The sequence below is a fragment of the Sediminivirga luteola genome, from assembly GCF_014639315.1.
Taxonomy (GTDB): domain Bacteria; phylum Actinomycetota; class Actinomycetes; order Actinomycetales; family Brevibacteriaceae; genus Sediminivirga; species Sediminivirga luteola.
The window spans coordinates 38,723-62,946 of the sequence record NZ_BMFY01000013.1; the positions used below are offsets into that span (position 1 = coordinate 38,723).

General features: G+C 69.3%; 24 protein-coding genes. 12 read left to right on the forward strand and 12 right to left on the reverse strand.

Features of this window, described 5'->3' with window-relative positions; translation table 11 throughout:
* Positions 1 to 2: 2 nt before the first annotated feature.
* Positions 3 to 698, reverse strand: a complete 696-nt coding sequence (locus IEW13_RS13445; RefSeq protein ID WP_188551442.1) for a 3'-5' exonuclease — start codon at positions 696 to 698, stop codon at positions 3 to 5.
* Positions 695 to 1,669: a 5'-3' exonuclease gene (locus IEW13_RS13450; RefSeq protein ID WP_188551443.1), complete on the reverse strand. Its 975-nt coding sequence runs from the start codon at positions 1,667 to 1,669 to the stop codon at positions 695 to 697. Before IEW13_RS13450 ends, IEW13_RS13445 begins: the two co-directional genes overlap by 4 nt.
* Before the next feature lie 81 nt (positions 1,670 to 1,750).
* On the opposite strand from IEW13_RS13450, the gene IEW13_RS13455 reads away from it, so the two are divergent.
* From IEW13_RS13455 to IEW13_RS13465, 3 genes are all read left to right on the forward strand, one after another.
* The gene (locus IEW13_RS13455) at positions 1,751 to 2,899 is read left to right on the forward strand and encodes a hypothetical protein (protein WP_188551444.1); all 1,149 of its coding nucleotides are present in this window, start codon (positions 1,751 to 1,753) and stop codon (positions 2,897 to 2,899) included.
* A gap of 392 nt (positions 2,900 to 3,291) precedes the next feature.
* Complete coding sequence (locus IEW13_RS13460) at positions 3,292 to 4,056, forward strand: polyprenol monophosphomannose synthase (RefSeq protein WP_188551445.1); 765 nt, start codon at positions 3,292 to 3,294, stop codon at positions 4,054 to 4,056.
* A gap of 11 nt (positions 4,057 to 4,067) precedes the next feature.
* On the forward strand, positions 4,068 to 5,147 hold the full coding sequence (locus IEW13_RS13465) for a quinone-dependent dihydroorotate dehydrogenase (RefSeq protein ID WP_188551446.1): 1,080 nt from the start codon (positions 4,068 to 4,070) through the stop codon (positions 5,145 to 5,147).
* Here the strand turns inward: IEW13_RS13465 and IEW13_RS13470 are convergent.
* A complete protein-coding gene (locus IEW13_RS13470) occupies positions 5,135 to 5,752 on the reverse strand; it encodes a DUF3043 domain-containing protein (protein WP_188551447.1) in 618 nt (205 codons plus the stop codon). The two genes, IEW13_RS13465 and IEW13_RS13470, sit on opposite strands and share 13 nt — an antisense overlap.
* A 22-nt stretch (positions 5,753 to 5,774) precedes the next feature.
* On the opposite strand from IEW13_RS13470, the gene IEW13_RS13475 reads away from it, so the two are divergent.
* The 6 genes from IEW13_RS13475 to IEW13_RS13500 all read left to right on the forward strand — a co-directional run bounded on the left by IEW13_RS13475 (position 5,775) and on the right by IEW13_RS13500 (position 11,429).
* Entirely contained in the window at positions 5,775 to 7,232 is a 1,458-nt protein-coding gene (locus tag IEW13_RS13475) for a dipeptidase (protein WP_188551448.1), read from the forward strand.
* Between the two features lie 92 nt (positions 7,233 to 7,324).
* A complete protein-coding gene (locus IEW13_RS13480; RefSeq protein WP_188551449.1) occupies positions 7,325 to 7,681 on the forward strand; it encodes a HesB/IscA family protein in 357 nt (118 codons plus the stop codon).
* A 25-nt stretch (positions 7,682 to 7,706) separates the two neighbouring features.
* The gene (aat, locus tag IEW13_RS13485) at positions 7,707 to 8,372 is read left to right on the forward strand and encodes a leucyl/phenylalanyl-tRNA--protein transferase (protein ID WP_188551450.1); all 666 of its coding nucleotides are present in this window, start codon (positions 7,707 to 7,709) and stop codon (positions 8,370 to 8,372) included.
* Between the two features lie 95 nt (positions 8,373 to 8,467).
* Positions 8,468 to 9,343 (forward strand): aa3-type cytochrome oxidase subunit II, encoded by an 876-nt coding sequence (gene ctaC, locus IEW13_RS13490; RefSeq protein WP_188551451.1) that lies wholly within the window; start codon positions 8,468 to 8,470, stop codon positions 9,341 to 9,343.
* Entirely contained in the window at positions 9,340 to 11,031 is a 1,692-nt protein-coding gene (gene ctaD / locus IEW13_RS13495) for an aa3-type cytochrome oxidase subunit I (protein ID WP_188551452.1), read from the forward strand. The genes ctaC and ctaD overlap by 4 nt, the downstream gene beginning before the upstream one ends.
* Complete coding sequence (locus tag IEW13_RS13500) at positions 11,028 to 11,429, forward strand: cytochrome c oxidase subunit 4 (protein ID WP_188551453.1); 402 nt, start codon at positions 11,028 to 11,030, stop codon at positions 11,427 to 11,429. The genes ctaD and IEW13_RS13500 overlap by 4 nt, the downstream gene beginning before the upstream one ends.
* A gap of 1,103 nt (positions 11,430 to 12,532) precedes the next feature.
* Here the strand turns inward: IEW13_RS13500 and qcrB are convergent.
* From qcrB to ctaE, 4 genes are all read right to left on the reverse strand, one after another.
* A complete protein-coding gene (qcrB, locus tag IEW13_RS13505; RefSeq protein ID WP_188551454.1) occupies positions 12,533 to 14,194 on the reverse strand; it encodes a cytochrome bc1 complex cytochrome b subunit in 1,662 nt (553 codons plus the stop codon).
* Positions 14,191 to 15,216: a cytochrome bc1 complex Rieske iron-sulfur subunit gene (gene qcrA / locus IEW13_RS13510; RefSeq protein WP_188551455.1), complete on the reverse strand. Its 1,026-nt coding sequence runs from the start codon at positions 15,214 to 15,216 to the stop codon at positions 14,191 to 14,193. The genes qcrB and qcrA overlap by 4 nt, the downstream gene beginning before the upstream one ends.
* A gap of 72 nt (positions 15,217 to 15,288) precedes the next feature.
* Complete coding sequence (qcrC, locus tag IEW13_RS13515; RefSeq protein ID WP_188551456.1) at positions 15,289 to 16,074, reverse strand: cytochrome bc1 complex diheme cytochrome c subunit; 786 nt, start codon at positions 16,072 to 16,074, stop codon at positions 15,289 to 15,291.
* A 97-nt stretch (positions 16,075 to 16,171) separates the two neighbouring features.
* Complete coding sequence (ctaE, locus tag IEW13_RS13520) at positions 16,172 to 16,810, reverse strand: aa3-type cytochrome oxidase subunit III (RefSeq protein ID WP_188551457.1); 639 nt, start codon at positions 16,808 to 16,810, stop codon at positions 16,172 to 16,174.
* A 297-nt stretch (positions 16,811 to 17,107) separates the two neighbouring features.
* Here ctaE and trpD point away from each other — a divergent pair, with 297 nt between their 5' ends.
* Positions 17,108 to 18,199, forward strand: a complete 1,092-nt coding sequence (trpD, locus tag IEW13_RS13525) for an anthranilate phosphoribosyltransferase (RefSeq protein WP_229745168.1) — start codon at positions 17,108 to 17,110, stop codon at positions 18,197 to 18,199.
* Positions 18,200 to 18,203: 4 nt separating this feature from the next.
* On the opposite strand, the gene IEW13_RS13530 is transcribed toward trpD, so the two are convergent.
* The 4 genes from IEW13_RS13530 to IEW13_RS13545 all read right to left on the reverse strand — a co-directional run bounded on the left by IEW13_RS13530 (position 18,204) and on the right by IEW13_RS13545 (position 21,523).
* Positions 18,204 to 18,482, reverse strand: a complete 279-nt coding sequence (locus IEW13_RS13530; RefSeq protein ID WP_188551459.1) for an Lrp/AsnC ligand binding domain-containing protein — start codon at positions 18,480 to 18,482, stop codon at positions 18,204 to 18,206.
* The gene (locus tag IEW13_RS13535; RefSeq protein ID WP_188551460.1) at positions 18,479 to 20,212 is read right to left on the reverse strand and encodes a DEDD exonuclease domain-containing protein; all 1,734 of its coding nucleotides are present in this window, start codon (positions 20,210 to 20,212) and stop codon (positions 18,479 to 18,481) included. Before IEW13_RS13535 ends, IEW13_RS13530 begins: the two co-directional genes overlap by 4 nt.
* Before the next feature lie 61 nt (positions 20,213 to 20,273).
* A complete protein-coding gene (locus tag IEW13_RS13540) occupies positions 20,274 to 20,765 on the reverse strand; it encodes a hypothetical protein (protein WP_188551461.1) in 492 nt (163 codons plus the stop codon).
* Positions 20,762 to 21,523 (reverse strand): alpha/beta hydrolase, encoded by a 762-nt coding sequence (locus tag IEW13_RS13545; protein ID WP_188551462.1) that lies wholly within the window; start codon positions 21,521 to 21,523, stop codon positions 20,762 to 20,764. The genes IEW13_RS13540 and IEW13_RS13545 overlap by 4 nt, the downstream gene beginning before the upstream one ends.
* Positions 21,524 to 21,692: 169 nt before the next feature.
* On the opposite strand from IEW13_RS13545, the gene IEW13_RS13550 reads away from it, so the two are divergent.
* Together IEW13_RS13550 and IEW13_RS13555 are read left to right on the forward strand one after the other, a co-directional pair.
* A complete protein-coding gene (locus tag IEW13_RS13550; protein WP_188551463.1) occupies positions 21,693 to 22,430 on the forward strand; it encodes a lysophospholipid acyltransferase family protein in 738 nt (245 codons plus the stop codon).
* Positions 22,431 to 22,663: 233 nt separating this feature from the next.
* On the forward strand, positions 22,664 to 23,248 hold the full coding sequence (locus IEW13_RS13555) for a MerR family transcriptional regulator (RefSeq protein WP_188551464.1): 585 nt from the start codon (positions 22,664 to 22,666) through the stop codon (positions 23,246 to 23,248).
* Positions 23,249 to 23,402: 154 nt separating this feature from the next.
* Here the strand turns inward: IEW13_RS13555 and IEW13_RS13560 are convergent, their stop codons facing one another.
* Positions 23,403 to 24,209, reverse strand: coding sequence for a ParA family protein (locus IEW13_RS13560; protein WP_188551465.1), 807 nt, complete (start codon positions 24,207 to 24,209; stop codon positions 23,403 to 23,405).
* Positions 24,210 to 24,224: the final 15 nt, after the last annotated feature.

Below are 24,224 nucleotides of genomic sequence, written 5' to 3' on the forward strand. Positions count from 1 at the left end.
GGTCACACCTCCACCGGCCAGGCGCCGCTGACGACTGCCTGGGGATCCTTGGACTGGCGCAGGTAGCGCTGGAAATCAGCGGCCTGCTCCTGCTTCCACCCGATCTGCATGCTGTGCAACTCCTTCGGCGAGACCTTCGCGATCTTGGGATAGCGCTGCGCGAGGGCCACCGCGATCTCCACCGCGGCGAGCGCGTCCGCGCTGGCGTTGTGGGCGTCGTCCAGCCGGACGCCGTAGTGCTCCGCGATCGTCCCGAGCGTGCGCTTGCCCTTCCGGTACCGGTCGAACTGCTTGTCCAGGACAAGAGTATCCACGATCGCCGGCGCCTCGTCGCCGGTGAGGAACGGCGGGAACCCGTGCCGCAGCAGCTCCGTGTGCAGCGCGGTCAGGTCGTAGCTGACGTTGTGCCCGATGATGACGCCGCCGGCCGCGGCGACCCGCCGGAACCCGTCCAGCAGCTGCTCCAGCACCGCGGCGATCGGCGCGCCGTGCGTGCGGGCGTGCTCGGTCGAGATGCCGTGCACGCGGGTCGCCGCCTCCGGGATCTCACAGCCGGGATCGGCGAGCCAGTCCCGCGAGCCCAGTGCCTGCGGCCCTTCGAAACCGACCATGCAGGCGGTGACGATCCGGTCGTTCTTCGGGTCGACCCCCGTCGTCTCCAGGTCGAATCCGACCAGGAAGCCCTCCGTCCAGCTCATGGGCGCTCACCGGAACCTTGGCCTGCGGTCGCGGCCAGCGCATCGTCCTGGGCCGCGAGCAGCCGCGTGGCGGCCGAGCCGAAACCGTGCTGCTCGGCGAAGGCGAGCAGTCCCTGCCGGTCGCGGGCCGCCGGCAGCGGCGTCGCCAAATCGAAGCCGAGCGGGAGATCGTCGACGGTGGTCATCACCTGCAGGGTCCTCCTGGCCAGATCGGCGTGTTCGGTGAGCAGCGCGGCCCGGCGCGGGGTGAGCCCGGGGACGGACTCCCCGCGGGCGGCGCGTGCCGCGGCCGCAAGGACGGATTCCAGGTCGCCGTGAGCGGCGATGAGCTGCGCCGCGGTCTTCTCGCCGATGCCGGGCACGCCGCTGAGCCCGTCCGAGGAGTCCCCGCGCAGGGCGGCGGCCTCCCGGTAGGCCGGGCCGCCGGGCACCCCGTACTCAGCGGCGAGCACGGCGTCGTCCACGAGCCGGGCCGCGGCGATCTGCTTGCCCGGGTACAGCACCCGGACCGCGCCGCCGACCAGCGCGAAGAGATCACGGTCCCCGGTCACCACGATCAGCTCGCGCTCGGCCTGCCGGGCCTCGGCGGCGAGCGTGCCCAGGACGTCATCGGCCTCGTGACCGACCTGCTCCAGCAGCGGGATTCCCGCCAGGGTCAGCGCGCGGCGGAGGAGCGGCACCTGGGGCTCCAGATCGTCCGGCGTCTCAGCGCCGTCACTCCGGTCCTGCCGGACGCGGGCGGCTTTGTATTCCGGCAGGATCCCAGTGCGGAACGCCGGGCGCCAGTCGGCGTCGAAGGCGGCGACCACCCGGGCGGAGTCAGACCGGCCGATGATCCCGGCCAGCATGTCCAGCAGGCCGCGCACCGCGCCGATGGGAGCCCCCGAGGGCGAGCGCAGCGAGGAGGGAAGCGCGTAGAAGGCGCGGTAGTACAGCGCCGGCGTGTCCAGCGCGAGCAGCGGTCCGTTCACATGCCCGACCCTACCGCCTGGCACGGACGGCGCAGCCACACCCGGCGGAGCGACCCCGGCTGGGTGAGGCACACTTGTCCCATGCCTGCGGACCCGACTGAATCACCCGAAGCTTCTGCCCAGCGCGCCCATCCGGCCTCCCGGGCCTATCAGGGCGCGGAGATCTACAACCGCGTCGACCCGTTCGCCACCGCGCTCGTGACGGAACGCGACACCATCGCCTGGCTCGGCTCCGATGAGGCGGTGCGCGTCATCACCGCGGACCAGCCCGTGGACCTGGCCGGCTGTCTGATCGCACCGCCGTTCGTCAACGCCTGGGCTGAGGTGCCCGCGGGCCCCGACGGGGCCGGCGATGCTGACGAGGCGGCGGCGCTGGCGGCGGCCGGCGGCGTCGAGGTCCTGATGCTGGTGCACCGGGAGCCCTCGGCCGCGATGGCCGCTGCCGGGCACGGCGAGCGGGCCGACGGGATCGAACTGCGTCACGCGCTGCGCCTGCCCGCCGGGGACCTGCTGGCCCTGCTTGAGGCCTCAGCCGTGGCGGCGGCCGTGCAGAGCAGCCGGCTGCTCCCGGTGGCCGAGTTCGAGGAAGCCGACGCCGGCCTGCTGCCGCGGCTGCTGGAGCTCCTGGAACCGGGTCGGGGGCTGGCCTTCGAGGTGCGCGACGAGGCCGGCCTGGCGGCCCTGGTCGCCGCCGGACGCGAACTGGAATCGGCCCGGCCGGGAGCCATCGGCGCCGGCGGTCACCGGCTGCGCGCCCATACGCCGCTGGGGGAGCACGCCGAGGCCGTGGCGGCGCTGGGCCTGGCGGTGACGATCGATCCGCTGGCCGGGCGGCACGACTTCGCCGAAGGCCTCGCCGCCGGAGCGGTCCTGTCGCTGGGCTGGGATCCCGCCCGCAGCCCCTGGGAGGTGCTCCGTGCGCTCGTCTTCCCGCCCGGAGGCGTGACCGGATCCACGGCGCGGGCGGCCTTCACCGCCGCGACGAAGGGCGGCTGGCGAGCACTCGACGGTGCCGGGCTGGGCGCCGGGCGGGCGGTGCTCGCGCCGGGTGCCCCGGCCAGCTTCGCGATCTGGGAGGCCGGGGACCTGGTGGTCCAGGCCGCCGATCAGCGGGTGGCGGCCTGGAGCACGGACCCTCGGGCGGGCACGCCGGGTCTGCCGGACCTGAGTCCCGGCCGCACGCTGCCGCGGCTGCGGGAGTTCGTCATCGGCGGCCGGAGGGTGATCTGAGGGTGATCTGAGCCGCCGGATCACGCCGGTTCGTCGCTTCACTCGCACCCGGTGCGGAATCCCACGGCTGTTGTTTAGGACAGGTACTGCGGCGGGCCCGTCATCTTCACGAGTGGATAAATCATGAGGATTCCTTATCCGGCACTTCACCAGCGGTGATGTTCGTCACCGCTGGTCAGGTCGGATTGCCAACCGAGGCAGATCGAGTAGATTCGTCTCAGCGTCTTCGCCCCGAGAGGGGCGGGGGCTCAGCCCGGCTCGGCGGCCCATAGAAAACGAAGCACTCCTCTCTCCCGGCGTGCTCGGTCCGAAGGTCGCTGGGCCGGGCTATTTCTTTGCCCGGGCGTTCTGGCGGTGATGAACTGCGGGCCCCGGCGCGTTAAGGTTCCCCTATGCCCTCCAGCACCCTCATCGTCATCCCCACCTACAACGAACGGGACTCGCTCCCGCGTACCATCGAGTCCCTGGACCGCGCCGGCGTGGCGGCCGACATCCTCGTCGTCGACGACGGCTCGCCGGACGGCACGGGGGAGTGGGCGGCGGATCTGTCCGGCCGCCGGGAGGACGTCCATGTGCTCCGCCGGGAAGGCAAGTCCGGTCTGGGCACCGCTTATCTGGCGGGATTCGGCTGGGGCCTGGAGCGCGGCTACGAAGTGCTCTGCGAGATGGACGCCGACGGCTCCCACCGCGCCCGCGATCTGCCGGCGCTGCTCGCGGCGGTCGAGGCCGGTGCGGACCTGGCGATCGGCTCCCGCTGGGTGCCAGGCGGCGCGGTCGTGAACTGGCCGCTTCCGCGCGAGGTGCTCTCCCGGGGAGCCAATATCTGGGTCGGCGCCGTGATGGGCCTTCGCGTCAGGGACGCCACGGCGGGCTTCCGCGCCTTCCGGCGGCGGGCGCTCGAACGGATCGACTTTGACGAGGTGGAGGCACGCGGCTACAGCTTCCAGGTCGATATGACCCGCCGGCTGGCGGCGGAGGGCTTCCTCATCGAAGAGGTGCCGATCGTGTTCGTCGAGCGTGAGCACGGCGAATCCAAGATGAGCCGCGGCATCATCCTGGAGGCCATGCGGCTGACCGCGCGCTGGGGCGCCGAGCACCGCGCCGGGCAGCTCTCCGCGCTGGCCAGCAGGGTCCGGGGCCGCCGGCCCAGACGGTAGGCTTGGGATTCGTGTACAAGCTCCTGTTCCGCACCGTCTTCGCGCCGATGAGCGCGGAGCGGGCCCATCACATCGGTTTCGGTGCCATCAAGGCCTTCGACCGCGTCCCGGTCGCCAGGGAGGCCGTGGGACGCGCGCTACGGCCCCGTCCGGAGGAGAGCGCCGAGGTGCTCGGCCTGCGCTTTCCCAACCGCTTCGGCCTGGCCGCCGGTTTCGACAAGAACGCCGATGGTGTCCGCGGCCTGGCACGGCTGGGCTTCGGCTACATCGAGGTGGGCACGATCACCGGCCGCGCCCAGCCGGGTAACCCGGCGCCGCGGATGTTCCGCTTCACCCGGGATCGTGCGCTGGTGAACCGGATGGGCTTCAACAACGTCGGCGCCGATGCCGCCGCCGTCCGGCTGGCGGACCAGCGCCGGCTGCTGGAGCGGATCCCCGCGCCGGTGCGCCCCGTCGTCGGGGTCAATATCGGCAAGACCAAGGACGTCGCCGGCCTGGAGGCCACCATCGCCGACTACCGGCACTCCACCGGCCTGCTCGCACCGCTGGCGGACTACCTGGTGCTCAACGTCTCCTCGCCCAATACGCCGGGACTGCGGGATCTGCAGGCGGTCGAATCGCTGCGCCCGCTGATCCAGGCCGTGCAGGAGACCGCCGCGCAGGCGGTTCCGCATCCGCGCAACGCGCTCGGGCACGTCCCGCTGCTGGTGAAGATCGCCCCCGACCTCGCCGATGCGGATGTGGTGGCCGTGACCGAACTGGCGCTCGAACTCGGCGTCGACGGCGTGGTGGCCTCCAATACGACGATCTCCCGCGAGGGTCTGCGCACGGATGCCGAACGGGTCGGCGCCGCCGGGCCGGGAGGACTGTCCGGGCCCCCGCTGGCCGGGCGCGCCTGCGATATGGTCCGGCTGATCCGCCGCACCGCCGGGCCCGGGCTGACCGTCATCGCCGCCGGCGGGATCGAGACCGCCGCCGATGCCCGTGCCCGGCTCGCCGCCGGCGCCGACCTGCTCCAGGGCTACACCGGCTTCATCTACCACGGGCCGTTCTGGCCCCGGCGCATCGCGGCAGCCGCCTACCCCGGGTAGGCGCCGCGCTTGACCTGGGGCTTGGGCACCCGGAAGCGGCGCATCTGCAGGGCGCGCATGACGGCGTAGAACGTCAGCCCGCGCTCGAGGGAGTCCTCGCCGAACTTCTCCCGCAGGCGCTTCTTCAGCGCCCTGGACATCAGGAAGCCGTCCACCACGAGCAGCAGCACCAGGCCGTAGACGGTGATGTTCGCGGCGATCTGCACCTGGACGTTGTTGAACATCCCCACGATCAGGATGAGCAGGGCCACCGGGATGAAGACCTCACCGATGGAGAACCGCGCATCCACCCAGTCGCGCACGAACCGGCGCTGCGGGCCGCGGTCGCGCGGCCCCAGGTAGCGCTCCTCACCGTTCATCAGGCCGATCCGGGCGCGTTCGCGCTCGGTGCGCAGACGTTCCTTCTCTTCCTTGGTGCGGGGCTTGCGCCGCGGCTGGGCGAGCGGCTGCTTCCTCGCGGCCTCCCGCTCCTTCCTGGTGGGCGTCGGCCGGTTCTTCTTCTGCTCCGCGGCGCGGCGCTCCTCTTCGGAGACGGCGGCCGGCGTCACGGCCTCGTCCACGGGCGCGGCCGCTGCCGCCTCTGAGTCCTTCTTACGTCCAAACACCCGGCCATACTACCGTGGGGGCATGACCACGACCGACGCACGCAACGATCCCGCCGGCGGCCCCGGCGATCTCGCCGCCGCCCTCGCCCAGCAGGTGGACACCGACCTCGATCGGCTCCTGGAGGAACTGTCCGCGCTCGTCGCGATTCCCTCCATTGCCTGGCCCGCATTCGACCAGTCCCACGTCCGGCGCTCCGCCGAGGCGGTGGCGGACCTCGCCCGCATGGCCGGTTTCGCCGAGGTCGACATCCTTGATGCGCCCCTCGGCGACGGGACCGGGCAGCGCGGAGCGCCGGCCGTGGTCGCGCGGATCCCGGCGCCGCCGGGACGCCCGACCGTGCTGCTCTACGCCCACCACGACGTCCAGCCGCCGGGCCGGGATGAGGACTGGCACACCCCGCCGTTCACCGCCACCCGCATCGGCGACCGGCTGTACGGGCGCGGCGCCGCCGACGACAAGGCCGGCGTCATCGCCCACCTCGGCGCGGTGCGCGCCCTGCAGTCCGTGAACGGCGGGCCCGGTGTCGGCGTGACGCTGTTCATCGAGGGCGAGGAGGAGGCCGGCAGCCCCAGCTTCCGCTCCTTCCTCCAGACGCACCGGGAACGGCTCGCCGCGGACGCCATCATCGTCGCCGACTCCTCCAACTGGGCGGTGGACGTGCCCGCGCTCACCACGAGCCTGCGCGGCATGGCCAGCCTCGAGTTCTCGGTGTCGACCCTGGACCACGCGCTGCATTCGGGGATGTACGGCGGCGCCGCGCCCGATGCCGCCCTGGCGATGACCCGCCTGCTGGCGTCCCTGCACCACGCCGATGGCAGCGTCGCGGTGCCGGGACTGGCCTCGCCTGCACCGGAACCGGAAGTCGACTTCGATCCGGCAGGCTTCCGCGCCGATGCCGGCCTCCTGGAGGGTGTGGAGCCGATCGGCTCGGGCAGCATCGCCTCGCGGCTGTGGCAGCAGCCGGCGCTGACCGTCACCGGACTGGACCTGCCGGCGGTCGAGCGCGCCTCCAATACCCTGCAGGCGAGCGTACGCGCAAAGATCTCGATGCGCATCGGGCCGGGGGTGGACCCGGCGGAGGCGCTGGCAGCCCTCAAAGCGCATCTGCGTGAGCATGCGCCCTTCGGCGCTCACCTGGAGTTCGGCGAGGAGGAAGCGGGACGGCCCTGGCAGGCGGATGTGGCGGCGCCGTCGGTGGTACTCATGCGCGAGTGCCTCGCCGATGCCTGGGGGCACGACCTCGGCGTGCCCACGACGCCGGTGGACACCGGGATCGGCGGTTCGATCCCGTTCATCGCGGACCTCCTGGACGTCTTCCCGCAGGCCGCCATCCTGGTCACGGGCGTGGAGGACCCCGATACCCGGGCGCACAGCCCGAACGAGTCCCTGTACCTGCCGGACTTCCGCAGGGCCGTCGTCGCCGAAGCGCTGTTCCTGGCCCGCAGCGGCCAGGGTGGCGCCGGCAGCGGCACGGCCTGAACACGGGAACCAGCCCGCAGAAGGGAATGAAAGAGCGCCCCGGCGGACTTACACTGGGAAGCAAGCAATCCGCCACCAGGTGAGGAACCATCATGACCGTTGCCGAGACCGAGAACATCGCCACCCACGGCGTGACGCTGACGGACACCGCCGCCGACAAGGTCCGGGCGCTTCTGCACCAGGAGGGCCGGGAGGACCTGCGCCTGCGGGTCGCCGTGCAGCCCGGCGGCTGCTCCGGGCTGATCTACCAGCTCTACTTCGATGAGCGCGTCCTGGACGGCGACGCCGTGCGGGACTTCGACGGCGTCGAGGTGATCGTCGACAAGATGAGCGTGCCCTACCTGGACGGCTCCACTATCGACTTCGCCGACACCATCGAGAAGCAGGGGTTCACCATCGACAACCCGAACGCCGCCGGCTCCTGTGCCTGCGGCGACTCGTTCCACTGAACGACTCCGCGCAAGCGGGAGGGCCATGGCTGAGGACCTGAGCGAGATCCGCGCGCTGACGGCGCGCCTGGATCCCGCTCAGGTCCTCAGTGCGTACCGGGCCGGGCTGTTCCCGATGGGCCTCGGCGAGCAGGGGGCACCGCCTTACGCCTGGTGGGCGCCTGAGTATCGGGGCGTGCTGCTGCCGGGGCGGCTGAAAGTGTCCGCCTCGCTGGCGCGTAGCGTGCGGAGGTTCGACTACACCGTGGACCGGGCCTTCGGGGAAGTCATCCGCGCCTGCGCCGATCCGTCCCGGGAGGGCGGCTGGATCGACGCGGGCATCATCGACGTCTACACCCGCCTGCACGAACAGGGCTGGGCGCACTCGGTGGAGGTCTGGCACGAGGGCCGCTTGGTCGGCGGCCTCTACGGGATCGGGATGGGCAGCTTCTTCGCGGGGGAGTCCATGTTCCACCGGGCGCGCGACGCCTCCAAGGCCGCACTCGTGGAACTGGTGCGCATCCTGGAAGCGCAATTTGGAAACATTTGGCTGATCGATACCCAGTGGAGCACCCCGCACCTGGCCTCCCTGGGCGTGTCGGAGCTGCACCGGTGGGACTATCTGCCCCGGATGCACGCGGCGATCGCGGGCGGCGACTCTAGGAATTCTCACAACTGGCACACACCGCAGATGAATTTCTACGCCCCGTAGCGGTAGGCTGTTCTACGAGACATTTCATCGCAGGCACGCGCGCGTTTTCTCCTCGCGGGACCTGCGGTACGGGATCGAGCTGAGAAAGGCTGCACGTGCGCTCTCAGAATGAACCAGCGAGCCGGGTTCGCCGGCGCTGGACGCGGGGGGCAGGCCTGGCGGGCCTGACCGCCTCCGCCCTGTTGTTGGCGGGCTGTACACGCGAGCAGATCGAGGTCGGGTTCCTCCCGCCCCAGTCCAAGGGCGTCACCGACAACGCGGATGTCATCATCGGGCTGTGGAACGGCAGCTGGATCGCCGCGCTGATCGTGGGTTTCATCACGTGGTCGCTGATCCTCTGGTGCCTCGTCGCTTACCGGCGCCGCAAGGGTGAGACCAGCCTGCCCGTGCAGCTGCGGTACAACCTGCCGGTGGAGATCTTCTACACCGCAGTGCCGCTGCTGCTGGTGGTGGCCTTCTTCTTCCACACCGTGCAGGCCCAGGCCGAGGTCGACGAGCCGAACAGCTCCGAGAAGGTCATTGAGGTCGTCGGTAAGCAGTGGTCCTGGGACTTCAACTACCTCAGCGACGACGTCTACTACGCAGGCGTGCAGGCCAACCTGGACGGCACCGAGCAGCCGGGCGTCGACGCTCCCACGCTGTACCTGCCGGTCGACACGGAGATCGAGATCGTCCTGCGCTCCCGCGACGTGGTCCACTCCTTCTGGGTGCCCGCGTTCCTGCAGAAGCGCGACACGATCCCCGGCGTGGAGAACCGCATCTTCCTGACCACCCAGCAGGAGGGCGAGTACCTCGGCAAGTGCGCCGAGCTGTGCGGTGAGTTCCACTCCGAGATGCTCTTCAACGTCCGTGTCGTCTCCATGGCCGAGTACGACGAGTACATCGAATCGCTCCGCGAGCAGGGCAACACCGGGCGCCTCGGGCCGGAGTACGATCGCGATCCTTACGCAGAGATTGGTGGGAACGAATGAGCGCGACAGCTGAGCATGCGCCGCAGCCGCTGGCTGCGCCGCCCGTGCCCAGGTCGAAGGGCAAGGCGATCGTCGACTGGCTGACGACGACCGATCACAAGAAGATCGGCTACATGTACCTGGCCACGTCGTTCCTGTTCTTCCTGCTCGGCGGCCTGATGGCGCTGCTGATCCGGATCGAGCTGTTCGAGCCGGGCATGCAGCTGATCGAGACCAAGGAGCAGTACAACCAGCTGTTCACGATGCACGGCACCGTGATGCTGCTGATGTTCGCCACCCCGCTGTTCGCGGGCTTCGCGAACGTGCTCATGCCGTTGCAGATCGGCTCGCCCGATGTGGCCTTCCCGCGGCTGAATGCCCTCGCGTTCTGGCTGTTCCTCTTCGGTAGCCTGATCGCCCTGAGCGGCTTCCTCACCCCGCAGGGCGCGGCCTCCTTCGGCTGGACCGCCTACGCGCCGCTGTCGAACACGACCTACACGCCGGGCGCTGGCGGGCACCTGTGGGTGATGGGACTGGCCCTGCAGGGCTTCGGCACCATCCTCGGTGGCGTCAACTTCATCACCACCATCATCTGCATGCGCGCTCCGGGCATGACGATGTTCCGGATGCCGATCTTCACCTGGAACACCCTGATCACCGCGGTGCTCATCATCATGGCGTTCCCGCCCCTGGCCGCCGCCCTGTTCGGCCTGGCCATGGACCGTGTCGCCGGCGGCCACATCTTCAGCCCCGAGAACGGCGGCGCGCTGCTGTGGCAGCACCTGTTCTGGTTCTTCGGCCACCCTGAGGTGTACGTGATCGCGCTGCCGTTCTTCGGCATCGTCTCCGAGGTCTTCCCGGTCTTCAGCCGGAAGCCGATCTTCGGGTACACCGGCCTGGTCTACGCCACCATCGCGATCGCCGCGCTGTCGGTGACGGTGTGGGCGCACCACATGTACGTCACCGGTCAGGTGCTGCTGCCGTTCTTCGCCTTCATGACCATGCTGATCGCCGTGCCCACGGGCGTGAAGATCTACAACTGGATAGGCACGATGTGGCGAGGATCGCTGACATTCGAGACACCGATGCTGTGGTCTCTCGGGTTCCTGGTGACCTTCGTCTTCGGCGGCATCACCGGCGTGATCCTGGCCAGCCCGGTGCTGGACCTGCCGCTGTCCGACTCCTACTTCGTGGTGGCGCACTTCCACTATGTGGTGTTCGGCACCGTGGTGTTCGCGATGTTCGCCGGCTTCTACTTCTGGTGGCCCAAGTTCACCGGGCGCATGCTGGACGAGCGGATCGGCAAGGTCCACTTCTGGACGCTGTTCGTCGGCTTCCACATGACCTTCCTGATCCAGCACTGGCTGGGCGCTAACGGCATGCCCCGTCGCTATGCGGACTACCTGCCGCAGGACGGCTGGACCTGGATGAACCAGCTCTCGACCGTGGGCTCGCTGATCCTGGGACTTTCGGTCATCCCGTTCCTGTGGAACGTGTGGGTCACCGCCCGCAAGGCGCCGAAGGTCACGGTGAACGACCCGTGGGGTTACGGCAACTCGCTCGAATGGGCCACCTCCTGCCCGCCCCCGCGGCACAACTTCACCTCGCTGCCGCGGATCCGCTCCGAGCGTCCGGCGTTCGACGCCAACCACCCGGAGCTGCTGGAGGCATCCGCCCACCACCTTGAGAAGCAGGGGGTTACCAAGTGAAGACCGCTGGCTGGCTCTTCTTCGCCGGAACGTTCTTCTTCATTCCGGCCGGACTCGTGTACGGCATCCTGACCGACTGGAACGAGCTGGTGGGTGCGCCCGCGGTGCTGCTGACCGGCGGCATGTCGCTCATGATCGGCGTGTACCTGCTCCTGGTGCACAAGAACTTCGGCGTCCAGTCGCAGGACCTCGAAACCGCTAACATCGAGGATGCCGATGCCGAGTACGGCTTCTACAGCCCCTGGAGCTGGTGGCCGCTGGTGCTCGGCGCCGGCGCGGCGCTGGCATTCGCCGGCGTGGCCATCGGCTGGTGGTCCGTCCCGTTCGGCGCGGTGATCGCCTTCATCGGCGTCTTCGGCTGGGTGTACGAGTACTCCTCGGGACAGCACGCCCACTAAGGGCACTCGCTCCTTCGGCGCCTGAGCGCCACGACGGCCGGCAGATCCTCCCTGTAGGGTCTGTCGGCCGTCGTCGTATTGTCACGCGCCCTGTGCCTGCTTGCGCCTGCCGTGCCTGCTGTGCCTGCCGGGGTTCAGGTGATGGCGGCGCCTAGAAAAGTGACCGATGCTGAGGCTGCCGGCCGGTCACGGGTTACGGCGCAGCGCCGTTCGCGGCTCCCGGACCCTCACGACGGTCCTCCCGGAGCTCTGTGCTGTGCTCCGGCCGCGGCCTTCATGAATGGCGTCGCTAACGTGCGTGACCGACAGCACGAGGACACTGTCAGTGAGGAGGCGCTCACGTTCGTCCGCGAGCACCGCCCCGAGCTGATGAAAGCGCGACGGGCTGCTGCTGGGCATCTTCTTCACGACGAAACGACCGGCTAGTGACGAAACACCACCGTAGACGGTGTGGTTCTGTCAACAGACGGTCGTTCTACGCCGCCCCACGCGACCCGCGCCCCGGCTCGGGGCGCAGCCTCACAGAGCGTCTGACGGCTGGGGTGAGCTTGGGGCGCCGGATTTTCCGCTTCAGGCGGCTGCCTCGGTCCGGGGAGACCGTCGGCGTATGTCTCCGAGCGGGGCATGCTCGTGCGCCTGTACGGTTCGTCGCTCCGGCTGGAAGCCGGTGTTCCGCGGTGCAGACGGTGTACAGGAGAGGCCGTAGCTGCGAATGTATACGAGGCCTCTACGCCGTGAACGCAGCGCGTGCCGTGACCACCGGTCTACTCGCGCGCCCTGTACGAGGGGATGCCCCGTGAGCAGTGCGCCCGCGCTCACCGGCCGGACCCACAACCCTAGCCACCCCGCCTCGCGCAGCCGCTGTGAGGCACCCTCTTCACGATGAAACGACCGGCTAGTGACGAAACACCACCGTAGACGGTGTGGTTCTGTCACTAACCGGTCGTTCTGCGGCGCCCCATGCCGAGCGCGTATGAAGCGGACCGCGGAGGACTTGTCCGGGCTGCGCACGCAATATCGCCGGCATGCACGACGAAGGCCGGCCCCCCGCGAACGGGGAGACCGGCCTTCGGTGCAGCGCGGATCGGGTCCGATGCAGGACGTCAGTGGGGGAGAGGCCGTCCCTGCCCGTCCTGATCGTTGCCCTCGGAGTCGAGGTGGTGGCCGTGACCCTCATTGTGGGCGTGAGCGGCCTCCAGCTCGGCCTTCGACAGCGGAGCGACGCGATCTTCGAAGAAGAACTTGGAGAACCGTCCGCGCCACTTCTCAGCCGTGGAGATCTTGCCGTTCTCATCGGCCTGCGCCGGCACGTACTCCGGGGAGTCGAAGGCCACGAGCCTCCACGCGGAGTGCGGGTCGAGCGGTTCGTGCACCTCGATGAACTCACCGTGCGGCAGGCGCAGGATCCGGCCGGTCTCCCGGCCGTGCAGGGCGACCTCGCGGTCCTTGCGCTGCAGGCCCAGGCAGATCCGCTTCGTCACGATGTACGCGATGATCGGGCCGAAGAAGAACAGGAACCGGAAGATGTAGATCATGTCGTTCAGCGACATGTGGAAGAACACCGCGATGAGGTCACCGGAGGCGCCGGCCCACATCACCAGGTACCAGACCACGAAGGCCACGCCGACGGCGGTCCTGGTGGGGGCGTTGCGCGGACGGTCGAGCACGTGGTGCTCACGGTTGTCCTTGGCCACCCAGGCCTCGAAGAACGGCCACACCGCCATGCCGACCAGGACGCCGACCATGATGATCACGGCGACCAGGATGTTCATGCTGATCGGCCAGCCGAAGATGTAGAACTCCATCCAGCCCGGCGCGATACGCAGGATGCCGTCCGCCCAGCCGATGTACCAGTCCGGCTGAGTACCGGCGGACACCGGTGAGGGGTCGTACGGGCCGTAGTTCCAGACCGGGTTGATCTGGAAGAACGCTGACAGGCCGGCGATCAGGGCGAAGACCAGGAAGAAGAACCCGCCTCCCTTGGCCGCGAACGTCGGCAGCACGGGCTCGCCCACCACATTGCGCTCGGTGTTGCCCGCCTGAGGCCACTGGGTGTGCTTGTGCACCACGACGAAGATCAGGTGGATGGCGATCAGCGCGATGATGGCCGCCGGGATGATCATGATGTGCAGCGTGTAAAGCCGCGAGATGATGTCGATGCCCGGGAACTCGCCGCCGAAGAGGAAGAACGAGATGTATGTGCCCACCAGCGGGATCGCCTTGATGATGCCGTCGATGATCCGCAGGCCGTTGCCGGAGAGCAGGTCGTCCGGCAGCGAGTAGCCGGTGAAACCGGCGGCCCAGGACAGCGCCAGCAGACCGACGCCGACGAGCCAGTTGAGCTCGCGCGGCCGGCGGAACGCGCCGGTGAAGAACACCCGGAGCATGTGGATCGAGACCGCCGCCACGAACAGCAGGGCGCCCCAGTGGTGCATCTGCCGGATCAGCAAGCCGCCGCGCAGCTCGAAGGAGATGTAGAGCGTCGACTGGTACGCCTGAGACATCTCCACGCCCTGCAGCGGGACGTACGGCCCGTCGTAGTGCAGCTCGCCCATCGCCGGGTAGAAGAAGAACGTGAGGTAGGTGCCGGTCAGCACCACGATGATGAAGCTGTACAGCGACACCTCGCCGAGCATGAACGACCAGTGCGAGGGGAAGATCTTACGACCGAACTCGCGCACCAGCTTGGAGGCGCCCATCCGGGTGTCTGCCCAGTCCGCGGCCTTGCCGACGGCGGTCGTCGGTTCAGGAGTGGTAGTGCTCATCGTGTATTAATCTCCCAGAAGGTCGGGCCGACGGGGTCGGGGAAGTCCGACTGCGCGACGAGGTAGCCCTCGCTGTCGACGGTGATCGGCAGCTGGGGCAGCGGGCGCTTGGCCGGTCCGAAGATCACCTTGCAGTGGTCCGTCACATCGAAGGTCGACTGGTGGCACGGGCACAGCAGGTGGTGGGTCTGGTGCTCGTACAGCGCCACCGGGCAGCCGACGTGGGTGCAGATCTTGGAGTAGGCGACGATGCCGTCGTACGACCAGTCCGCGCGCTCGGGGTCCTCGTTGAGCTCGTCGGGATCGATCTTCATCAGCAGGACGGCAGCCTTGGCCTTCTCGTCCAGCGCGTGATCGCCGTCGTGGATGTTCTCCGGGATGACGTGCACGACGGAGCCGATGGTGACGTCCTCGGCGCGCAGCAGGCGGGGGTTCTCCGGGATGCCGCCGGTGTCGATCGCCAGCCGGACGCCCTGGTCCCACAGCGTGTTGAACAGCTTGTCACCGGGAAGCGGACCCAGTTCGCGGAACACGATCACGGCCGGCAGGGGCGCGAGCGCCAGGGCGGCGATGAGCGTGTTGCGGATCAGGGGACGGCGGGCGATGCCCGACTCCTCCTTGGCCTGCTTGATGATCTCGACCGCGATGGCGCGGTCTTCCTCACTGCCGTGGATGTCGTGGCGGGACTCCGTGACCTCGTGGTCGTTCATGAGGTTCTTGGCCCACACGATGGCGCCGACGCCGATGCCCAGCAGGGCCAGCGTCGCGCCCAGGCCCAGCAGGGTGTTGGACAGCCGCATCAGGTCGTACGACTCGCCCGGCTCAATGGCGATGAACGAGACGATGAACAGGACCGTGCCGAGCATCGACAGCACGAACCAGCCGGCCACCTGGCGCTCGAAGCGGCGCTCGATCTCCGGGTAGGTATCGGTCAGGCGGGGCTTGTGCTCAGGCAGCCCCGGGTTCGTGTGGCCGTTGACATCGAGTTCGTCCGATGTGACCGTGTGCTCCTTCGAGCTCATGCGTTCCCTCGATCGTTCTTCGAAACCGTCGCTGAAAACTTCACTGAAAACTGCACCGTCGTCATGGAGCGCCTACTTCGCCCTGGCCGAGAGCCAGACCGTGAGACCGATGACCGCGCCGAGGCCGAAGAACCAGATGAACAGGCCTTCGGCGACGGGGCCCAGCGAGCCGAGCTTGAAACCGCCGGGGGCGGTCATCGTGTTGATCTCGTCGAGGTAGGCGATGATGTCCCGCTTCTCCTCGGGAGTCAGGCTGGCGTCGTTGAACTTGGGCATGTTCTGCGGGCCGGTCTGCATGGCCTCGTAGATATGACGCTCGGAGACGCCGCTCAGGCTGGGCGCGTACTTGCCGCGGGTCAGCGCGCCGCCGGAGCCGACCACGTTGTGGCACATGGCGCAGTTGGTGCGGAACAGTCCGCCGCCGGCAGCCGGGTCGCCCAGCGCAGGGTCGAGGTACTCATCGTCCGGGATCGCCGGGCCGGGGGCCAGGGAGGCGACGTAGGCGGCCAGCTGCGCGGTCTCTTCCTCGTTGAACTGCGGCGCCTTACGCGCAGCCTGCGGCCCGTGCATCTGCAGCGGCATCCGGCCGGTGCCCACCTGGAAATCCACCGCGGCGGCGCCGACGCCGATCAGCGACGGGCCGTTCTCGGAGCCCTCGGCGTTCATCCCGTGGCATGTCGCGCAGTTGGCGACGAAGAGCTTCTCGCCTTCGGCGATGTCCTGGGCGCTGACCTGCTGAGCATTGGCGCTGGCACTGTTGGTGAACATCGCGTACGCCCCGCCGGTGAGCAGCAGTCCCAGGAGGAGCAGCACGGCGAGTGCCATTGGGTGCCTTCGTCGGGCGGCAAGTGCCTTCACTCTTCTTAAGTCCTTTGCTTATCGAGTTCTCGTCACGCGGTGCCGGTTCCCGGACGTAAGGGGCGGCGTACGCGCCTGAAGCGGTCTGTGGTGCCGTTTACTGCAGCCAGTAGATGATGAAGAACAGTGCGATCCAGACGACATCGACGAAGTGCCAGTAGTAGGACACGCAGATCGCCGCGGTCTCCTCCTTGGGCCCGTAGTTCTTCGCCGCGTACACCCGTCCGATCACGAAGAGGAACGCGATCAGGCCGCCGACCACGTGCAGGCCGTGGAAGCCGGTGGTGATGTAGAAGGCGGAGCCGTACGAGCTGGAGGCGATGGTGACGCCTTCCATGACGAGGTTCGCGTACTCGTAGGACTGGCCGGCGATGAAGACGGCGCCGAGGATGAACGAGGCGATGAACCACTCGACCATGCCCCACTTGGCCACGTTGAAGATCGATCCGGTCCGGCGCGGGCGGTGGTTCTCCGCCGCGGCGACGCCGAACTGGCAGGTGACCGAGCTGAGGACCAGGATGATCGTGATGGTCAGCGCGAACGGCACGACCAGCTTGGCCGATTCCTCTTCCCACAGCTGCGGCGCGACTGAGCGCAGCGTGAAGTACATGGCGAAGAGGCCGGCGAAGAACATCAGTTCGCTGGCGAGCCAGACGATGCAGCCGATGGCCGTGGCGTTCGGGCGCTTCACGGAGGGCTGCGCGGGCGCGGAGTAAGAGGCAGTGGCTGTTGACACAAGATCATTATTACCTGGGAGGGTGCCGAATTCATCTTCGGAAGGGGCCTCGGGGCAGGATTTTTCTACACGCTGTAGCGATTGGCCCGAGATTCCGGGGAACGGGATCGACGGGAGATTCGCACCCGGCGTGTCATGGCGGGGCCTGAGGGCCCCGCCGGAGCACTTCCGCAACGTTCCTCATGCGTAATTCGAAGCCTTAGCATGGAGGCGGCGCCGCCGGCAGCTCACGCTCTCCGCTGCACTCCACCTGGCGGCGCCGAGACGCCGCCAGCCGTACGAAAGGGGCCGTCCGCCGTGACCGCCGAACCCTCACCCGCCGGATCCGCTTCCGCCGCCGATGCCGGCCTCAGCTGGCCGGCGCTCCTGACCGGGCTGACCTCCGGACAGGATCTGCCCGCGGAGGCGACCGCGTGGGCGATGCATCAGATCATGTCCGGTGACGCAGAGGACAGTCACATCGCCGCCTTCCTCGCAGCGCTGCGCACCAAGGGGGAGACCGTCCAGGAACTCGCGGGCCTGGTCAGCGCCATGCTCGATCATGCGGTGCCGATGCCGGGCCTGGAGGACAGCGTGGACATCGTCGGCACCGGCGGCGATGGGGCCCGTACCGTGAACATCTCCTCCACCGCCGCTCTGATCGCCGCCGCGGCCGGGGTCCGCGTCGTCAAGCACGGCAACCGGGCGGCCTCCTCGGCCTCGGGTTCCGCTGACGTGCTGGAAGCCCTCGGCGTGGACCTGTCCCTGAGACCGGAGCAGAGCCGCGAGCTGGCCGAGCGCACCGGCATCGCCTTCCTCTTCGCCACCACCTTCCACCCGGCGTTCCGCTTCGCCGGGCCGGTGCGCAAGCAGCTGGCCATCCCGACAGCGTTCAACCTGCTGGGGCCGTTGACCAACCCCGCGCGCGTGACGGCCAGTGCGATCGGCGTGGCCGATGCCGCCCGCGGGCCGCTCATCGCCGGCGTGCTGGCCGAGTCGGGCCGCCGTGCCCTGGTGTTCCACTCGCGGGACGGTCTGGACGAGCTGAGCACCACGGCGCCGAACGACGTCTGGGAGGTGCGCGACGGCACCGTGCAGCACAGCAGCCTCGACGCGCGCGACCTCGGCCTCGCGCGGGTGACCAAGGACGCGCTGCGCGGCGGTGATCCGGCCCAGAACGCCGAGGTCACCAGAAGGGTGCTCACCGGGGAGCGGTCGGCCGTCCGGGACATCGTGCTGCTCAACGCCGCAGCGGCCCTGGTGGCGTATGCCCCGGAGGCGGGCACGCCCCTGGCGGCCCGTCTTCAGGACGCGCTGCGGGCTGCGGAGGAAGCGGTCGACTCCGGCGCGGCTGCCCGGAAACTGGCCGCGCTGGCCCAGGTCAGTACCGAGCTGGGCCAGGCGGGCTGAACCGTCACTCGATGCCCAGATCGAACGCGGCATCCAGGTCGTGGCGGGAGAACGTCTTGAACGCCAGGTGCGTCGTGGTGTCCAGCACACCGGGGACCTTGTTCAGGCGGCCTGAGATGACCTCGGCGAAATCCTCGTAGCGGCGTACCCGCACGATCGCGATCAGATCGTGCTCCCCGGTCACCGAGTACACCTCGCTGATGCCAGGGAGCTCGGCGATGCTCTGGGCGGTCTCGGGAATGCTCTCCGGAGCGGCGTCGATCAGGACGATGGCGGTGATCATGTCGCCAATCCTACGTCGGCCGGGGTGTGCCGCGCCGCCGGCGCGGAGGCCACTGGCTGGCTCCACTCTCCGCTGATCCGCAGCAACCGGGCGCCTGATTCGGACAGCCACCGGCTGATCAGTGCCGTCTCCGCAGGAAGAGCCGCGGGCCGGCCCGGCTCCGGCGGCGCGACGTGCTCGGCGGTGAGCAGCGCGGCCTCCGCCGCCGCGGGCACCTCCCGGCGCGTGGCCGCACGCGCGGCCGCTGCCAGCCGGCCGTGCCGGATCACGGCGATCTCCCACCCGCCACCCTGCGCCGAGGGCGCGGCCGCGACGAGCTCGATCCGTTCCAGCCCGCCGTGCTCGACCGCCCTGCGGGCAGCCTCGGCCGCCCGCAGGGCGCCATCGCGCAGGCGCGCGGCTTCCTCGAACCGCTCGGCCGCGGCCAGGGCGGCCATCCGCTCGGTGGCACGGTCCCATACCGGCCGGCTCGATCCGTGCAGCAGGGCCTCCAGGGCGTCCAGCGTGGCGGCGTAGGCCTGCGGGTCCGTGATTCCCTGGCACGGCCCGCCGCAGTGCCCGGTCTGGCCCGCGGGGCAGGGCTCGGCGGCGGTGCCGGCACGCAGCCTCCGGGTGCAGCTGCGCACCGGAGTGAGCTGCTCGAGCGCGCGTTTGGCCTCCATCGCGCCGCGCCTGGAGCCGAACGGCCCGATCGCGGTACCCGGTGGGCAGGGGCCCGAAGCCGTGACCGACAGGCGGGGGAAATCCTCATCCGTCAGGCGTAGCCATACGGCCCGCTCCGGGGTGCGGGACCGACGGTTGTACGGCGGTTTGTGCTGGGCGATCAGCCGGAGTTCGCGCACGTTCGCCTCCAGCGCGCTGGCGCACTCCACCGCGCGGACCTCTTGGGCGATCTGCACCATCTCTCCCATCCGGGAGCGGGTCTCCGCCGCGGTGAAGTACTGCTTGACGCGGGAGCGGATGTTGACGGAGGTGCCGATGTACAGCGGCCGCTGCTGCGCGTCCAGGAACAGATAGACGCCCGGCCCGCTGGGCAGGTCCGCGGCGAGATGGTGGCGGCTGCGCTGGCGGGGGCTGACCGAGCGGCCGACGCCGCGCAGCTCCTCGAGGCTGAACACCCCCTGCGAGCCCAGCCGGGCGATCAGTCCGTGGAGCACATCGACGGTGGCCCTGGCATCGGTCAGGGCGCGGTGGTCCGGGGGTGCTGCGACCTGGAAGAACGCGGCCAGGGTGGCCAGCTTGTGATTGCGGATCTCCTCGCGGCTGAGCGTCGCGCGGGCGATCTTGACGGTGTCGAGCACCACCGGCCGGGGCCAGCGGTAGTCGTGCGCCTGGCAGGCGCGTTTGAGGAAGCCGATGTCGAACGGGGCGTTGTGCGCCACCCAGACCGTGCCGGCGGCGAACTCGAGGAACGAGGGCAGCACCGCCGGCAGCTCCGGCGCGCTGAGCACCATCGAGTTGGTGATGCCGGTGAGCGCGGAGACATACGGCGTGATGACGCTCTCGGCGGGGCGGACCAGGGACTGGAACTCGCCGAGCACCTCCCCGCCGCGCACCTTGACCGCACCGATCTCGGTGATCTCCGCCCCGGCCCCGGTGCCGGTGGTCTCCAGGTCCACGGCCATGAACGTGGTCTCCGAGAGCGGCTGGCCCAGATCCGCGAAGCTCAGCTGCTCCGGGCCCGGCTGCCCGGGCACGAGGGTGCGCAGGAAGCGCTCCTGATCCTTCATGGCCCCCATGCTCGCATGGGGCACGGACACACTGCCGTGCACCGGCTGCTGCGCGGGGGCATCAGACGGCGGAGCCGTCGCCGTCCAGATCGCCGCGACCCTTCGGCAGCTGCCAGAACAGTCCCAGCACACCGAGGATGGTGGCGGCGACCGCGGTCATCACGATCCCGCCCGGCGCGCCCCGGAAGAACACCGCCATGGTCAGCAGTCCCAGGGCGCCGCCTATCGCCAGCACCCAGCACAGGACGAGGATGGGCGGGGCGGTGTGGACGCCGATCGGGCCGGGATCCGGCGGGACGTACCCTTCCGACTCCTCCAGCGCATCGGTGATCTCATCGCGGGACATCTCCGGCACGAAGCCCCGGTCGGCGCGGAAATCCGAGACGATCTGGTCCCAGACCGTGTCGGGGACGCGGTCCTCCGAGCGCAGCCGCTCGGCGGCCGGGGTCGCGGCGTCCTGGCCGGGCTCGTCCGGTTCGTGCCGGTCTTCCGAGCCGGAGTCGCCGGGGCGCTCCTCGCCGCTGGACTCCCAGGGTTCCTTCGGCTCGTTCATGGCCTACCGCTCTCCACAAAGCTGATCGTCCTGCGGTGGATCTCATCCGCATCATAGTCAAGCGTGGCGACATGCAGGCTGCGGCGCAAGACCACCCGCGCCTTATGGACACTGCGGATGTCCCGCCAGACCCGGTCGGAGGAGGCCGTGGGCACGACGTGGTCGGTCGCGGAGGAGAAGAGGAGCACCGGCACGGTGACGCGCCACAGCCGCTGCCGCAGCAGTGCCAGGCCGCGCACCAGAGAGTGGAGAGCGCGCAGGGGAGTGCGGGGATAGGCGTGCTCCGAGACTCCGGGGCGGGCGATGTCGTCGCCGATGGCGCGCACCGAGGGCAGCAGGAGCTTGAGTACGCCCAGCAGGCGCAGTCCCTTGGCGGAGAGCTCGACGGCCGGGTTGATCAGTACCAGGCCGGCCACTCCGGTGCGCCGCACTGCGATCTCCAGAGCCAGTGCGCCGCCGGCCGAGAGCCCCGCCACGAAGACCCGGCTGTGCGTGCCGGCAAGTTCGTCGTAGGCGGCCATCGCGGCGTCCAGCCACTGCGAGTAGGCGGTCCGGTTGAGGTCCTGCCAGCGGGTGCCGTGACCGGGAAGGAGCGGCACCACGACCGAATGACCCTGCGCGCTCAGGGTCCGGGCCAGGGGCATCACGCTGGCCGGGCCTCCGGTGAATCCGTGCAGCACGAGCACGGCCGTTCCGGCGTCCGGGCGCACCGCGTGCAGGACCTCGTGCGGGACCCGGTGCCGACCGTCTGGCGTCATGCCATCAGCATCTCATGCTGTCTGGGAACCTGGCCTCATGCAGGTTGCCTCGCGCTCGCTCATGGCGCACCCGACCGGAAGGCTTATAGTGGTTTGCGGCAGTTTCCGACCGGCACCGGCTCGCGCTGCTCGTGACGCAATCCGTTGGCAAAGCGAAAGGCGCCCTGGAGTGTTCTACTGGCTGCTGAAGAGGGTCCTGCTCGGACCGCTGCTTCGGCTGCTGTTCCGGCCATGGGTGCGGGGCCTGGAGAACATCCCCGAATCCGGCGGGGCGATCATCGCCGGCAATCACCTGTCCTTCATGGACTCCATCTTCGTGCCGCTCGTCGCGCCGCGCCCCGTCGTCTACCTGGCGAAGAAGGATTACTTCGAGGGGCCTGGGCTGCGTGGCCGGGCGACGCGCTGGTTCTTCAAACTGAACAACCAGCTGCCGATGGACCGCTCCGGCGGGTCGAACTCGGAGGCCTCGCTCAAATCCGGCCTGGCCGTCCTCAAAGCGGGAGACCTGCTGGGTATCTACCCGGAGGGCACGCGGAGTCCCGATGGCCGGCTGTACCGGGGACGCACCGGTGTGGCCAGGCTCGCACTGGACAGCCAGGCGCCCATCATCCCGGTCGCGATCATCGGCACCGACAAGGTGCAGCCGGAGGGCCGGATGATCCCGCGCATCCGGCGGGTGGGGATCGTCTTCGGCAAGCCGCTCGACTTCTCGCGTTTCCACGGCATGGAAAGCGACCGGTTCGTGCTGCGCTCGGTCACCGACGAGATCATGTACGAGATCATGCGGCTGACCGGCCAGGAGTACGTCGACGCCTACGCCTCCTCCGTCAAGACCAAGCTGCTGACCAGCAAGAAGCCCGAACGCAAGACCGATGAGGGGCCGGGCGAATCGCCCGAGCGCCGCTGATCACGCCGGTGTTCGGAACAGGCCATAACGGCGACACGCCGGAATCGTTACCGCGCCGGTCGTTGATCCGCCGGCGCTGGACCCATAGGTTCGATCTCGATAAGCAAACCTGAAGACGGCCTTACCGGTCGCTCACCGCTGGGGTACCCTGGAGATGAGTCCCGTGTTGCATGCGCGCATGCCGTGCATGGTCGTCGACTTCCCCCGAAGGTTTTGAGTGAGGAGGAGCTGGTGTGAGCCGCTCTAGTGAAGAACCGCTCGGTCCCAAACGCGTCCCCAGCAACGCCCAGGGCCTGCTCTTCGACGACGATCTGCCCGAACTCGACGACGAGGCGGGCTACCGCGGTCCCACCGCCTGCCGCGCCGCCGGCATCACCTACCGCCAGCTCGACTACTGGGCGCGCACCGGGCTGGTGGCGCCCAGCATCAAGAACGCCTCGGGATCCGGCAGCCAGCGGCTGTACAGTTTCCGCGACATCCTCGTCCTCAAGGTCATCAAGCGCCTCCTGGACACCGGCGTCTCCCTCCAGCAGATCCGCACCGCGGTGAATCATCTGCGGGACCGCGGGGTGGAGGAACTGGCACAGATCACCCTCATGTCCGATGGTGCCAGCGTCTTCGAGTGCACCTCGGCCGACGACGTCATCGACCTGCTCCAGGGTGGCCAGGGAGTCTTCGGTATCGCCGTGGGCCGGGTCTGGCGCGAGGTGGAGGGCAGCCTCTCCGACCTTCCCAGCGAGCGCACCCCCGAGGGCGACGACGTCCCTGCGGTCGCCGATGAACTGGCGCAGCGCCGGGCCAAGAAGAAGACCGGCTGAGAGCAGTCTCCCCGTACGCACGACGGGCGGCCCGGATACCCCACGGCGCGGGTCGCGGGAACGCCCGAGAGCCACGTTCCTTCGCCTTCAACGGCGAGGTACGTGGCTCTTCTCTTGCCCGCTCTCGTCCAGGGGCCTTACAGCCCGCCCCTTTTTAGGCGCCGCGGTCCCGGCGGCGCATCTGACCGGCGCGCAGGGCGCGTTCCAGCAGTTCGTCGAATCCGGCGGCCAGCTGCGCGGAGGTCTCGCCGGGCCAGGAGTGGATCGGCCGGGCCGAGCCCTGGGCCTGCTGCAGCACGGAGCGCTCCGGCACGGACGGGGAGAGCACGAGCGGACCGAACATCTCCTTGAGTTCGTTGATCCGGTACTCGTGCTCCAGCGAGTTCGTCCGCACTCGGTTGACCACGATGCCCAGCGGCTGGAGCTGCCGGGCCAGGCGGCGCTTGACCTCGTCGGCGGCGCGCAGGGCGCGGTCGGCGGCGGCGACGGAGAACAGACCCGGTTCGGTCACCACGGCCACCCGGTGGCTCGCCACCCAGGCGGCGCGGGTGAGGCCGCCCAGGGACGGCGGGCAGTCGATCAGGACGAGCCGGTACGACTGGTCCGTCCGCGCCAGAGCCTCCTTGAGCCGGCGCAGGTACTTCTCCGAGAGGCTGGGCCGGTCGAACTCGGCCGAACGGGGGGAACCGGGGATGACGTCCAGGTGCCCCCGCTTGCCCTCGGACCAGCCGCTGGGCGTGATCGCCTGCTGGATGGTCCGGGGCCGCGGCGAGAGCAGGACGTCGGCGACGTCCATCTCCGCGCTGACCGGCACGTCCAGGCCGGTTGAGACATCCGCCTGGGGATCCATGTCGATCACCAGCGTGGGCACGCCCCTGGCGTGCGCCGCGGAGGCCAGGCCGAGGGTGATGGAGGTCTTCCCGACTCCGCCTTTGAGGCTGCTCAGACTGAGGACTAACACGAGTCCAACCGTATA